Origin of the sequence: Yersinia sp. 2541 StPb PI (assembly GCF_052217145.1) — a bacterium.
GTDB lineage: Bacteria > Pseudomonadota > Gammaproteobacteria > Enterobacterales > Enterobacteriaceae > Yersinia > Yersinia enterocolitica_E.
This window is the reverse complement of the sequence record NZ_JAZGQB010000001.1, coordinates 4,787,846-4,801,794: the sequence shown is the minus strand read 5'-3', so window position 1 is coordinate 4,801,794 and position 13,949 is coordinate 4,787,846. Positions and strand designations below refer to the sequence as shown.

Here is a 13,949-nt window from a genome sequence, read left to right as displayed (position 1 = left end):
GGCGGACTCCACTCGAACAAGATCAATAAAAGAAAGAAATCAGGATTTTTTGTAACTCATCGTTTTTGACACACGCCAATATGGCCTGTAGCAAGCCAAAGTGACATGCGAACCGTTTTTCGGTTGTTTTTACGACTAACATCCCCCTACGATCCCGGAGTAGTGATCCAGAGTAGCGGATGCGATCGGAATGGCGGATCATAGCGCAAAAGGAGCAATAGATCCTCCCCTTCCTCACAGATTAGATCCTTTTTATCCACAGGACATAACTTCTGTTAGGAGTGTAACCCAGTGCACAGCTTTTCGTGTCCCTCATCAGCAATGATCGCAAAATATTTCAGAATATACTGGTATCACCTTCCCCTTTTCTAACAACTGATCCTGATTAATCCACAAAGGATCTCACGGCGATCCTTGCGATTTGTCTGGGAGTCCGTATAATCCTCAGCCCTACGTGTGATGCCTGTGTTCTTGATGGCTTTGGCCAAAAAGAAACCAGCGGTGAACACGGGCAGGCTCTTGGTAAACTCCCGATACAGAAAACTTCTGTGCGGGCGGGCGCAATGTCAATTGACTCAGGACTGTACAATTATTACAATCCCGCTTCTTTATATGTTGCGATTGAGGCGTCGGTGTCTTCACTCCGAGCAGCCAAACGCGTTTACTGAATCAGTAATTATTTTAAGTTTAGGTAGAAATCGCTATGAAACGCACTTTCCAACCGTCCGTATTGAAGCGCAACCGTAGCCACGGTTTCCGTGCTCGTATGGCCACCAAAAATGGTCGTCAAGTTCTGGCTCGCCGTCGTGCGAAAAGCCGTACTCGTCTGACTGTTTCTAAGTAATAAAAGCTAACCATCTCAGTGGTTAAGCTAGCATTTCCTAGGGAGTTACGTTTGTTAACTCCCAGTCATTTCACTTTTGTCTTCCAGCAGCCACAACGGGCTGGCACGCCGCAAATCACCATCCTCGGCCGCCTGAACGAGCTGGGGCATCCCCGCATCGGTCTTACCGTCGCCAAAAAACATGTCAAACGTGCTCACGAACGTAACCGGATAAAGCGCCTCACACGCGAAAGCTTCCGTTTGCATCAGCATACGTTACCGTCTATGGATTTTGTCGTTTTGGTGAAAAAGGGTGTGGCTGACCTCGATAACCGTGCGTTGACGGAAGCTTTGGAAAAATTATGGCGTCGCCACTGTCGCCAGGCTCCCGCATCCTGATCGGGCTAATCAGGGGCTATCAGCTCGTGATTAGTCCGCTGCTGGGGCCGCGTTGTCGTTTCCATCCGACATGCTCTCATTACGGAATTGAGGCATTGCGCCGGTTTGGGATGATAAAAGGCAGTTGGTTAACACTGAAACGCGTATTAAAATGCCACCCTTTGAACCCAGGTGGCGATGATCCCGTGCCGCCGAAACCCGACGATAACAGAGAACACTAACGATGGATTCGCAACGCAATCTTCTACTCATCGCTCTGCTGTTCGTGTCTTTCATGATCTGGCAAGCCTGGCAAGTGGACAACAGTCCACAACCAGCCGCTCAGACCACGCAACAGACTGCGAATACTGCTACCGGTGATAAAGCAAGCCAGGCTGTGCCCGGCAGTGGTCAGGGTCAACTGATTACTGTAAAAACTGATGTGCTGTCTCTGACCATTAATACCCGTGGTGGTGACATCGAGCAGGCTAACCTGCTGGCTTACCCGGATGCTCTGGGTTCAGATAAAACTTTCGAATTACTGGAAACCACTCCAGCTTTCGTCTATCAGGCGCAAAGCGGTCTGACAGGCAAAAGCGGCCCGGATAATCCAGCTAACGGTGAGCGCCCACTGTTTGAAGCGCCTCAAACCAGCTTTGTATTGGCTGACGGTCAGGATGAACTGCGTATTCCATTGACCTTTACCGGCAAAGATGGCTCCGTTTTCACCAAGACTTTTGTGCTAAAACGTAACGATTACGCCATTGGCGTGGATTATCACGTTAAAAACGCCTCTGCTGCCCCGCTGGAGCTGACGCTGTTTGGTCAGTTGAAGCAAAGCATCAACTTGCCTAAACACCGTGATACCGGCAGCAATAACTTTGCGCTGCACACCTATCGTGGCGCGGCTTACTCTTCTGATGACACTAAATATAAAAAATACAGCTTTAGTGATATCGAAGACAAAAATATGGACATCACCACCAAAGGTGGCTGGGTAGCCATGTTGCAACAGTATTTTGCAACCGCCTGGATCCCGGCAGCTAATGAAACCAACACCTTCTACTCTTCTGATTTGGGTAATGGTCTGGCGGCTATCGGCTTTAAAGGTGCGCCAGTTATTATTCAACCGGGTGAGCAGAAACAGCTGGGTGCTACCTTATGGGTTGGCCCAGAAATTCAGGACAAAATGGCGGCCATTGCGCCACATCTGGACCTGACTGTTGATTATGGTTGGTTATGGTTTATTTCTCAGCCACTGTTCAAACTGTTGAAATTCATTCACAGCTTTGTCGGTAACTGGGGCTTCTCCATCATCGTGATTACCTTTATCGTGCGCGGTATCATGTACCCGCTGACAAAAGCGCAATACACCTCGATGGCGAAAATGCGTTTGCTACAGCCTAAACTGGCTGCCATGCGTGAGCGTATCGGTGACGATAAGCAGCGTATGAGTCAGGAGATGATGGCGCTGTACAAAGCTGAGAAGGTTAACCCGCTGGGTGGCTGCTTACCGCTGGTCATTCAGATGCCAATCTTCCTGGCGTTGTACTACATGTTGATGAGTTCCGTTGAGTTGCGTCATGCGCCGTTCATCCTGTGGATTCATGACCTGTCAGCACAAGACCCGTACTACATTCTGCCGATTCTGATGGGTATCACCATGTACTTCATTCAGAAGATGTCACCAACTACCGTGACGGACCCAATGCAGCAGAAGATAATGACCTTTATGCCAGTTATCTTCACTGTGTTCTTCCTGTGGTTCCCGGCTGGTCTGGTACTGTACTATATCGTCAGTAACCTGGTGACCATCCTGCAACAGCAGTTGATTTATCGTGGTCTGGAAAAACGTGGTTTACATAGCCGCGATAAGAAGAAACAGTCTTAACATGATAGATACCCCAGTCACTGGCATACGTCAGTAACTGGGGGAGAGCAGCTAACAAACGCTGCGACTGCAATTAAGAAGGGTATATGAGGCGGTCATAGCTATATGACCGCCTTATTCTTTTAAAGAGAGAAATAACCATGAGCACCACTGATACTATCGTGGCACAAGCAACCCCGCCAGGCCGTGGTGGTGTTGGTATTTTACGTGTTTCAGGTCGTGCTGCCGCAGACGTGGCGCAGGCGGTTTTGGGCAAATTGCCCAAGCCTCGCTATGCCGATTATCTGCCGTTTAAAGATACTGATGGCAGTACATTAGACCAAGGTATCGCTCTCTACTTCCCCGGCCCCAATTCCTTTACTGGCGAGGACGTGCTGGAACTGCAAGGTCACGGTGGTCCGGTTATACTGGATTTACTGTTAAAACGCATTCTGGCGCTGCCAGGGCTGCGCATTGCTCGTCCGGGTGAGTTTTCTGAACGCGCGTTTTTAAACGACAAGCTGGATTTGGCTCAAGCAGAAGCGATTGCCGACCTGATTGATGCCAGCTCGGAGCAAGCCGCCCGCTCAGCAGTAAATTCATTGCAGGGTGCATTTTCAGTTAAAATCCATCAATTGGTGGAAGCACTTACTCACTTGCGAATCTACGTCGAAGCTGCCATTGACTTCCCAGATGAGGAAATTGACTTCCTTTCTGATGGCAAGATTGAAGGCCAGTTGAACGGTGTGATGGCCGATCTTGAGCAGGTGCGCACTGAAGCACGGCAAGGCAGCTTGTTGCGTGAAGGGATGAAAGTGGTCATTGCCGGCCGCCCAAATGCCGGTAAATCAAGCCTGCTCAATGCGTTAGCGGGCCGTGAAGCTGCAATCGTAACCGATATCGCAGGCACAACTCGTGATGTTTTACGGGAACATATTCATATCGATGGGATGCCATTGCATATCATCGATACTGCTGGCTTACGTGAAGCCAGTGACGAAGTTGAGCGCATTGGCATCGAACGGGCGTGGAATGAGATAGAACAAGCAGATCGCGTACTGTTTATGGTTGATGGTACGACGACTGATGCCACCGAACCGGCCGCTATCTGGCCTGAGTTTATGGCCCGCCTACCATCGACTCTGCCCATCACCGTGGTGCGCAATAAAGCGGATGTCACAGGTGAATCGCTGGGGTTAACCGAAGTGAATGGTCACTCACTTATTCGCTTATCGGCCCGTACCGGCGAAGGTATTGACCTGCTGCGTAGCCATCTTAAGCAGAGTATGGGCTTTACCAGTAACACCGAAGGTGGCTTCCTGGCTCGCCGACGCCATTTGCAAGCATTGGAAACCGCTGCCCAGCATTTGGTGCAAGGCCACGAACAGTTAGTAAGCGCTTACGCCGGTGAGTTATTGGCGGAAGAGCTACGTTTAGCACAACAGTCATTGAGTGAAATTACCGGCGAATTCAGCTCAGATGACTTACTGGGGCGCATTTTCTCCAGTTTTTGTATCGGAAAATGAGTGTGATGTTATAGAGCTGGAGCAGATTATCGCTAATTTTGATAATCTGACTCTATGAGTCCGAACTGTTAGAGTCTCGACCGACGGTAGCTCGAACACTTAACTTTATTCATAAACTGAGGTATCCATGATTATAAAACCACGTGTACGCGGCTTTATCTGTGTGACTGCTCACCCGGCGGGCTGTGAAGCTAACGTCAAAAAGCAAATCGACTATGTCACAGCAGAAGGCCCAATTGCTAACGGCCCAAAACGAGTATTAGTGATTGGTGCGTCAACTGGATACGGGCTGGCAGCTCGAATCACAGCAGCATTTGGTTGTGGTGCCGATACGCTGGGTATTTTCTTTGAACGCCCAGGAGAAGAAGGTAAACCGGCGACCTCCGGCTGGTACAACAGCGCAGCTTTCCACAAGTTTGCTGAGCAGAAAGGCCTATATGCGAAAAGCATCAATGGCGATGCTTTCTCCGATGAGATCAAACGACTGACCATCGAGGCTATTAAGCAAGATCTGGGTCAGGTTGATCAGGTTATCTATAGCCTGGCCTCGCCGCGCCGCACTCATCCAAAAACCGGCGAAGTGTTTAACTCCACACTGAAGCCAATCGGCCATGAAGTTAAATTCCGTGGCCTAGATACCGATAAAGAAGTTATCAAAGAAGTTGTGCTACAACCCGCAACTCAAACCGAGATAGACAACACGGTAGCAGTGATGGGTGGCGAAGACTGGCAGATGTGGATTGATGCACTACTGGAAGCTGGCGTGCTGGCTGAAGGGGCACAAACTACCGCCTTTACTTATCTGGGTGAAAAAATCACTCATGATATCTATTGGAACGGTTCTATTGGCGCAGCCAAAAAGGATCTGGACCAAAAAGTTCTGACTATCCGCGATAGCTTAGCTGCCCATGGCGGCGGTGATGCCCGGGTATCCGTGTTGAAAGCGGTAGTGACTCAGGCAAGTTCCGCTATCCCAATGATGCCACTGTATTTGTCATTACTATTCAAGGTGATGAAAGAAAAAGGCACTCATGAAGGCTGCATCGAGCAAGTTTATTCGCTGTATAAAGACAGCTTGTGTGGTGAGGCACCGCATCTGGACGCCGATGGCCGTTTGCGTGCTGACTACAAAGAACTGGCACCAGAAATTCAAAACCAGGTACAAGCGTTGTGGGATCAAGTCACCAATGACAATATCTACCAATTGACCGACTTTACCGGTTATAAGACTGAGTTCTTAAACCTGTTTGGGTTTGCCGTCGACGGTGTGGATTATGACGCTGACGTAAATCCTGATGTAAAAATCCCTAATCTGATTCAGGGCTAAACCCCGGTTATAGCGATAGAACCCGCTGCGCAATTTGTACGCAGCGGGTTGATAATCCGCCTTTCGTCCCAATCGCCTAATAAAAAACACTAAATCCATTATCTCTATTATAGATAAGCTAAGATCATTTTCTTCGTTTACGCTTCATCCCCGCAATGTTTGAATGATTTCATTCTTAGTTATCCCGCTTTTAGCTAAAAGAATAACCGGCAACATAATAAATAAAGCCTCTGGTAGAGACTAAATTAACACTATTCCACAGGGAAATTATGATGAGAATACCTTCACTGACGATACCTTTATTTAGTTTAATTATTGTTACTTCACTAAATGCCCATAGTGAAGAAAATAAAGTTATCAAATTGGGATTTAATCCTGGCCCTTATAAAGAACAATTTGAAAAAGGTGTAGCCCCTTATCTGATCAACAAAGGCTATCGCATCGAATATAAAGATTTTAATGATGGCATCCAGGTTAATAATGCCGTTAGCACTGGCGAGATTGATGGCAATATCATGCAACACCCTATTTATCTGCAAGCGATAAATGAGCGTCTGCGGATTGATAATACCGGTATTGTTCAGGTTCCAACGCCACCGATGGGACTGTATTCTGATAAATATCAGCAAAGCCAAAAAGACCAAAAACCCAAAGAAGGTACTTTGATTTCAGTCCCTAACCAGCCCTCAAATGAGTACCGCGCAGCACTGTTGTTGCAATCTATCGGCTGGATAAAGCTAAAGGAAAAAATTGATCCAGCGACCTTCTCGCAAAAAGACATAGCAGAAAATCCGTACCATCTGGTGATCAAAGAAATGGATAATGCCCAGCAAGTCAGAGCATTACCCGATGTCGACTTTGGTGCTATTCAGGGTAATTTTGCTGTATCTAACGGTATAAAACTCAGCTCAGCACTGCAACTTGAAAAACCAACCACACAGTTTGTGAATGTGGTAACTGTCGCCGGTAAAAATAAAGATGCAGAATTTGCCAAGGATATTATTGCGGGATACCACTCGGCGGAGTTCAAAAAATACATTCTAGGAAATGAGAAATACACCGGTTATATGCTGCCTGATTATCTTAAGTAATGGAATAATCTGATGATTGAACTTCAGCATATTTCTAAAACCTTTGAACGTAAAGGTGTAAAGCTACAAGCGCTTAATAATGTTAGTTTAACCATCGAAGATGGCGATATATTTGGCATTATCGGTTATAGCGGTGCAGGGAAAAGCACCTTATTACGAATGGTAAACTCATTGGAAAGTCCAACATCCGGTGATGTGATTATTGATGGTAATAATCTACATGATTTTAGTCATGAGCAACTCAGGCTACTTAAAAAAAACATCGGAATGATATTCCAGAATTTTAACTTACTGGAGTCAAAAACTGTTTTTAAGAATGTAGCTATGCCGCTCATCTTATTAGGTAAAAATAAAAAATTCATTCAGGAGCGCGTCGCTGAATTGCTGGATTTTGTTGGGTTAGGTGATAAGAGCCATAGTTTTCCTAATGAATTATCGGGGGGGCAGAAGCAGCGGGTAGGTATTGCTCGTGCTCTGGCAACCAATCCATCAATTCTGCTGTGTGATGAGGCCACATCGTCACTGGATCCACAAACTACCGCCCAGATTTTATTATTACTGAAGAAAATTAATCAGCAATACAATATTACAGTGTTGCTGATTACCCATGAAATGTCCGTCATTCAAAAAATCTGTAATAAGGTCGCGGTTATGGAAAACGGCCAAATAATTGAGCAGGGTTCGGTATTAACGGTTTTTGGCCACCCCACTCACCCCACAACCCTTAATTTCGTCCGCACCGTGATCAAGGACAGCCTGCCCGATAGTGTGAGAAAACTGTTAGATAGCAGTCATGCTGGCCGCCAATTTCGTTTAGCATTTATGGGGGCGATTGCGACGCAACCGGTGATAAATCAACTTATCAGGCAATATGATGTGGGCGTGAATATTCTATTTGCCAACATGTCGGAGATACAAGACACCACATTGGGTCATATGGTGCTGCTGTTAAGCGGTGACAACAACCTCATTGATAGTGCCGTCACGCACCTGGCTGGAACAGGAATTGATATACAGGAAATACATTAATGATCGAAACCGCAATTACGTTGGACCAATTTGTCCAGGCGCTACACGACACACTGGTTATGGTCAGTATTTCATTGGTGATCGGTTCTCTTATTGGTATCCCACTGGGAATCTTATTGGTGGTAACCCGGCCCGGAGGGCTAATTAACAATCGCACTTTTTATAATATTCTTAACCCAGTGATTAATATCATCCGATCACTGCCCTTTATTATTTTGATGGTAGCGATTATCCCACTTACCCGCTTGATCGTGAATACCACTATCGGAACACCAGGAGCCATCGTGCCATTGATTATTTTTATCGCACCTTATATTGGCCGATTAGTAGAAAATTCATTATTGGATGTTAACCCCGGAATTCTCGAGGCAGCAAAATCGATGGGTGCCACGCCCCTTCAGGCGATTTGGTATTTTCTATTACCCGAAGCACTGTCATCTTTGATATTGGCACTGACCACAGCCACCATTGGCTTGATTGGTGCTACCGCCATGGCAGGTACTGTCGGCGGCGGTGGGATTGGTGATCTGGCTATAACCTATGGCTATCAGCGCTTTGATACGTTCGTAACTGTCACTACCGCGATTGTATTGATTATTACGGTACAGCTCATCCAATCGCTGGGTAATTTATTTGCCAGTAAAATTCGCCGTGAGTGATAAAAAAACCCCTTTTCGGCGAGCAAAAGGGGTCAGATTTTTGGCATAACTGCAATATATACCCTAAATAATTCGAGTTGCAGGAAGGCGGCAAGTGAATAACAACTTGGTTGTAAACCATGTTGAACAGCGCTTGCGCTGGCCCGCAGAGTGAGCCTCATTAGAGGCCCATAATCCCGATGAGCTTACATAAGTAAGTGATTCGGATGATTAAACGTAGCCAACACACCTGCAGCTTGAAGTATGACAGGTATAAAATTAAACTTTAAAGCCGCTAATCACACTCTCCAACTGTAAAGTTTGATCCTGCATCGCCTGAGCCGCAGCAGCAACTTGTTGCACTAGCGCCGCATTTTGCTGTGTTGAATTATCCAACTGATTGATTGCCAGATTAACCTGTTCGATACCCAAACTTTGTTCCTGACTGGATGACATGATTTCATTCATTAATGCCGCCACATTGGACACCCCGCTCATTAAATCATCCATAGTGGTTCCCGCGTCAGCCACCAAGCCAGTACCAATGGCAATATCAGCCACCGAGTCCTCGATCAGTTTTTTAATCTCACGAGCAGATGTCGCTGAACGCTGCGCCAGATTACGCACTTCTGATGCCACCACCGCAAAACCACGGCCTTGTTCACCCGCTCTTGCTGCTTCTACCGCCGCATTAAGTGCCAATATATTGGTTTGGAAGGCGATACTGTCAATCACACTAATGATATCGACTATTTTCTTCGATGAATGATTGATTGAACCCATGGTATCCACCACCTGTTTCACCACCTTGCCACCTTTCACCGCAACAGTAGAAGCATCTCTCGCCAATTGGTTGGCGTGACTGGCGTTATCCGCATTTTGTTTCACCGTGCTGGTAAGTTCATCCATTGAGGCTGCGGTTTGTTCAATTGAACTGGCCTGATCTTCAGTACGGGCGGATAAGTCCAGATTACCGCTAGCTATCTGGCGCGATGCTGAGGCAATAGCCAGGCTACTTTCACCGACTTGCCGCATCATTTGCTGTAAATAGTCGATAAAATTGTTGAAACTTTGGTTAATTGCATTGAATTCTGGGCTATTGCTTTCCGGTAAGCGCTGAGTCAAATCAGCCCCTCCCGCCGATAATGCAGTGATATTCTCTTTCAAAGCCGCTAAGCGTTTCATAAAGACGCGGATAGAAAACACCAGGAACAAGAGCAATAACAGCATAATTGGAATCTGTACTAACCCCAGATGCAACAGGATGGCGTGGCTCTGTTTAACCAATAAACTGGTTGGTAAGTCAGTAACCAAATACCACGGGCTATTGGCGATCGGGCGAATAAACAGGGTGTGAGAGGTACCGTCGACATCAAATTCACTCTCCAGTGCTTTTTGATCTTTTAACTGCGGCAATAACCGCTGGGTTTCAGCCGCCATCGGCGAGTTGGCCGCAAAGTCAGACAGATTTTTTAATTCGGCTTTGCCATCCGCCAGAGCACTGCTGCCGACAATCTTGCCATCAGCTTCGACAATCAGAATAGTGCCATTCACTTTCTGTTCCATTTCTTTAACCAAACGGTTAAAGAAACCTAAAGTAACGTCAATGGTTGAAACACCGTAGGCCTCGTCACCTTTATAAATTGCCATCGCGCAGTTGGTTCTTGGCTGTGGGCTGGCATCATCCTGGTAGGCCTTAGCCCACGCGCAGAAGCCTTTAGGCGCATTTAAGCCATCTTTGTACCATGGTTGCTCAAAATAATTTTGTGATTCTGGTGAATTCCAATGGGTGTTGACCGTTAACTTATTTTCTCCATTACGGGCAAAGAAAGTGCTGAACTTAGTCACCCCTTGCTCACGTTTATTAGGTAATGGCCAAATGCCACCACCAAACACATTACTGTCGCCGTACTGATCCACCAGCCCCGGTAATAGTTGATCAATGGTATTGCTGTCCATAATGGCAACAGCCTGTGTAATGCTGCGGGCTTGCGCTTCCACTTTGTTCATTTGCGCCGTGATTGCCGTCGCAATTTGGTCAACGCTATTACCGACAATGGTACTTTCAGATTGTTTGAGTTGTGGTGTCACAAAAAGCTGAATAACCACCACGGTGATTATCAGTAATAAAATAAAAAACGCACTGACGAGTAAGGTAAAGCGGGCTTGAGTGGTTTTTAGCATTATCGTGTCGCTCAATTAAGAGAGCTGGATAGCTCCAGATCTATTAACGGCATTTTGCGCACAGACTTGATGACTGATAAAAACGATTTTTCCGTTCCTCTCCTGCGGTCACAGTTTCAGCGTAATAATTCCCCCCTAACACCAATTTAAGTAATGTTTAAATGTCGTCATACGCGAGATAGTCATTGTTTTGTCGCATAAGTTTGGCCTACTCTGGTAACAAATAACCAATAGATTTCAAAATGCAGGTGAGAGGCCAACACACCTGCAATGAGAAAGATGACGGGTATAAAGCCTCATCCATTTACTGAACGGGAGTATGTCATGCCACAGCAATCCCTTAAAATTGTTACCCTACTGGGTAGCCTGCGTAATGGTTCTTACAATGCGATGGTAGCCCGCGCACTGCCTAAATTAGCGCCTTCAGGCGTCACCATTGAAGCACTGCCTTCTATTCGTGATATTCCGCTTTATGATGCTGATGTTCAGCAGGAAGACGGCTTCCCGGCTACAGTTCAAGCTATTGCTGAGCAGATTCGTCAAGCTGATGGGGTTATCATCGTCACACCGGAATATAACTATTCGGTGCCAGGTGGATTGAAGAATGCGATCGACTGGTTGTCTCGCTTGCCAAACCAACCACTGGCAGGCAAGCCAGTTGCTATTCAAACCAGCTCAATGGGGCCGGTGGGTGGAGCACGTTGCCAGTATCACTTACGTCAGATCCTGGTTTTCCTTGATGCGATGGTGATGAATAAGCCTGAATTTATGGGTGGCGTGATTCAAAGCAAAGTGGATGAGCATGCCAAGGCGTTGATTGATCAAGGAACGCTGGATTTCCTTACCAGCCAACTAGCAGCCTTTGCGACCTATATTGATCGTGTCCGCGTGAAGTAACCCATGATTCAAAACCCCCACTGGCCGCTGGTGATTGGGGGTTACTCTCTTGACCCACACATGTTGGATGCTGCTAAATGGCCGTTAAAATCACTGTCTGGCTTATCCTGACCCTGATATCCACTCTCTGGCTGGGTTGGTATGGTTTAAATGAGCAGCAAGCTGAGCGTGAGGCCGAATTTCGTATTACCCACCGTGAATTGAGCCAGCAATTAGCCCAGCAACAGGCTATTTTGTTTCTGACTCTTGAACCAAACCAACTGTCGCAACTACAGCGCCATTTCCCGCAATTAGTCGCAATTAGCCAAACTAAAGCCGACAAATCAAAAGCAGGCCAGTTAACGCTGCAAGTTCACGGCGGTGATTATCAGCTATCGAACTCATACAATGGCAGTTGCTTGCAGATTAATGGGTTAAAACTGTTACAGGTAGTGGGTTTACCAGAAAATTTCGACAGCGTGACATTGCGCTATCAGCAACATCTGTTAGCTGTGCTGGGCAAGCCAAATCCAGACAGCTTTTGGCAATGGCAAAAACCATTGGGAGAGGGCGCTCAATCCTTTGCGTTAACTGGCTATGCAACTCCTCTTTGGCGTGACCTGCCTTGGTTAACTGCCCTCCTGCTTTCACTCATATGGGGAGCTACCCTCTATGGTTGGCACCGTTGGCAGCAGTTGGCGCAATACCGCAATCGCGCCGAACAACGGGCTAAATTTGCTGATCAAGCCAGACTCAATGCCATGGGGGAAATTGCCACAGGTATCGCCCATGAGTTGAACCAGCCGCTCACTGCCACCCTGACGTATAACCAAACCGCTCTGCGGTTATTACCCGTGCAGGACGACAAAATTACCCCACTGCTACGGGCGTCAGTTGAGCAAATCAAACGGATTTCGGCGCTACTGGAGCGGCTACGCACATTACTCAGCCGTGGGCAGGTGAATTTACAACCGGTGGTGGTAGCGGATATCTGGTTACGCGTGAATGCTTTATTAAGTAATGAGATAGCCGCCAGCAAAGTAACGGTTGTGAATAGTATTCCAGCGAATTTACCACCACTCTCGGCCGATCCTTTATGGCTGGAGCAAATTCTGCATAATTTACTCAGTAATGCTATCCATGCCGTACAACATACTGCGACCCCGTTAATTTATTTCACTGCCCGCCTGCAACCACAGCAATGGCTAATTCAGATAGAAGATAATGGGCCGGGGCTAAGCCATCAGCAGTTAGACCACCTGTTCACACCTTTTTATACCACTCGCGAGAGTGGCCTGGGATTAGGGCTAACCCTGTGTGAGACATTGGTACAGCGAATGGGAGGTGACATAAAAGCCGCAAACAGTGAATATGGCGGGGCTTGTTTTACCCTAACCTTTCCCCTGATTGGCGAGAATACGCATGACAAAACACATTTATCTGATTGATGACGATGACGGTGTTCGCGCCGCGCTAACCGCATTACTCGCCACCCTGGGCTGGGAAGTAAAAGCATTCAGTGACGGCCAGCATTTCCTCGATACATTGGCAATAACCCAGCCAAGTTGCGTACTCCTGGATATCAGAATGCCGGGTAAGAGTGGGATGGCAGTATTAGAAGCCATTCAATGCCGTGATAGCACTCTTCCGGTCATCATAATGACTGGGCACGGTAATATTGAATTGTGCCGCCGGGCATTTAAAGGTGGAGCGCTGGAGTTTTTGACCAAACCTATCGACGCCGATGTGCTGATCGAGGCGGTCGGCATGGCACTGGAGCAACATGAGCAAGCGCTGGCAGTGAAAAAGCAGCAAGTGAGCTATCAACAGTTACTTAGCCAGCTCTCACCCCGCGAGCGGGAAGTCGCCGCGCTGATTATCCAAGGGGAAACCAGCAAGCAAATCGCCCATATGTTGTCACTTTCACCGCGAACCGTTGAAGCGCACCGCGCGAATATATTCTCCAAGCTGGAGGTCAACTCGCTGGCATCACTTATTCATAATTACTCCTATATCCTACCAATAATATACTCAAAGTAATTGGTGTTGCAGGTAGGCAGCAAGTGAACAACAAATTGGTTGTAAACCATGTTGAACAGCGCCTGCGCTGGCCCGTAGGGTGACATAATCCCGATGAGCTTACGCAGTCAAGTGATTCGGGTGCGTGAGCGCAGATAACAACCCTGCGGCGCCAAGTCCGAAGGGAA

At 47.2% G+C, this 13,949-nt stretch carries 13 protein-coding genes; 12 read left to right on the top strand and 1 reads right to left on the bottom strand.

Annotated features, from left to right (window positions below; all coding sequences use genetic code 11):
- Window positions 1-703 precede the first annotated feature (703 nt).
- From rpmH to V1953_RS21490, 9 genes are all read left to right on the top strand, one after another.
- Entirely contained in the window at window positions 704-844 is a 141-nt protein-coding gene (rpmH, locus tag V1953_RS21530) for a 50S ribosomal protein L34 (protein ID WP_004393543.1), read from the top strand.
- 18 nt (window positions 845-862) lie between these two features.
- Window positions 863-1,222 (top strand): ribonuclease P protein component, encoded by a 360-nt coding sequence (gene rnpA, locus V1953_RS21525; RefSeq protein ID WP_025380108.1) that lies wholly within the window; start codon window positions 863-865, stop codon window positions 1,220-1,222.
- Window positions 1,186-1,443 (top strand): membrane protein insertion efficiency factor YidD, encoded by a 258-nt coding sequence (yidD, locus tag V1953_RS21520; RefSeq protein WP_032906726.1) that lies wholly within the window; start codon window positions 1,186-1,188, stop codon window positions 1,441-1,443. Before rnpA ends, yidD begins: the two co-directional genes overlap by 37 nt.
- 2 nt (window positions 1,444-1,445) lie before the next feature.
- Window positions 1,446-3,092, top strand: coding sequence for a membrane protein insertase YidC (gene yidC / locus V1953_RS21515; RefSeq protein WP_083161538.1), 1,647 nt, complete (start codon window positions 1,446-1,448; stop codon window positions 3,090-3,092).
- A gap of 140 nt (window positions 3,093-3,232) precedes the next feature.
- Window positions 3,233-4,597 carry a tRNA uridine-5-carboxymethylaminomethyl(34) synthesis GTPase MnmE gene (mnmE, locus tag V1953_RS21510; protein WP_372569833.1) on the top strand — a complete coding sequence of 455 codons (1,365 nt, stop codon included), beginning with the start codon at window positions 3,233-3,235 and terminating at the stop codon, window positions 4,595-4,597.
- Between the two features lie 127 nt (window positions 4,598-4,724).
- Window positions 4,725-5,924, top strand: a complete 1,200-nt coding sequence (gene fabV / locus V1953_RS21505; RefSeq protein ID WP_083161542.1) for an enoyl-ACP reductase FabV — start codon at window positions 4,725-4,727, stop codon at window positions 5,922-5,924.
- A gap of 272 nt (window positions 5,925-6,196) precedes the next feature.
- Window positions 6,197-7,015 (top strand): MetQ/NlpA family ABC transporter substrate-binding protein, encoded by an 819-nt coding sequence (locus V1953_RS21500; protein ID WP_193784852.1) that lies wholly within the window; start codon window positions 6,197-6,199, stop codon window positions 7,013-7,015.
- A gap of 12 nt (window positions 7,016-7,027) precedes the next feature.
- Window positions 7,028-8,044 (top strand): methionine ABC transporter ATP-binding protein, encoded by a 1,017-nt coding sequence (locus tag V1953_RS21495; protein WP_372560195.1) that lies wholly within the window; start codon window positions 7,028-7,030, stop codon window positions 8,042-8,044.
- On the top strand, window positions 8,044-8,703 hold the full coding sequence (locus V1953_RS21490; protein ID WP_372560194.1) for a methionine ABC transporter permease: 660 nt from the start codon (window positions 8,044-8,046) through the stop codon (window positions 8,701-8,703). The genes V1953_RS21495 and V1953_RS21490 overlap by 1 nt, the downstream gene beginning before the upstream one ends.
- A 258-nt stretch (window positions 8,704-8,961) precedes the next feature.
- Here the strand turns inward: V1953_RS21490 and V1953_RS21485 are convergent, their stop codons facing one another.
- On the bottom strand, window positions 8,962-10,866 hold the full coding sequence (locus tag V1953_RS21485) for a methyl-accepting chemotaxis protein (protein ID WP_083161550.1): 1,905 nt from the start codon (window positions 10,864-10,866) through the stop codon (window positions 8,962-8,964).
- A gap of 324 nt (window positions 10,867-11,190) precedes the next feature.
- Between V1953_RS21485 and V1953_RS21480 the strand changes: the two genes are divergently transcribed.
- The 3 genes from V1953_RS21480 (at window position 11,191) to V1953_RS21470 (ending at window position 13,782) form a co-directional block, all read left to right on the top strand.
- On the top strand, window positions 11,191-11,763 hold the full coding sequence (locus tag V1953_RS21480) for an NADPH-dependent FMN reductase (RefSeq protein WP_083161552.1): 573 nt from the start codon (window positions 11,191-11,193) through the stop codon (window positions 11,761-11,763).
- Window positions 11,764-11,840: 77 nt separating this feature from the next.
- Entirely contained in the window at window positions 11,841-13,190 is a 1,350-nt protein-coding gene (locus tag V1953_RS21475) for a sensor histidine kinase (protein ID WP_442851285.1), read from the top strand.
- Entirely contained in the window at window positions 13,165-13,782 is a 618-nt protein-coding gene (locus V1953_RS21470) for a response regulator transcription factor (RefSeq protein WP_083161556.1), read from the top strand. The genes V1953_RS21475 and V1953_RS21470 overlap by 26 nt, the downstream gene beginning before the upstream one ends.
- Window positions 13,783-13,949 lie beyond the last annotated feature (167 nt).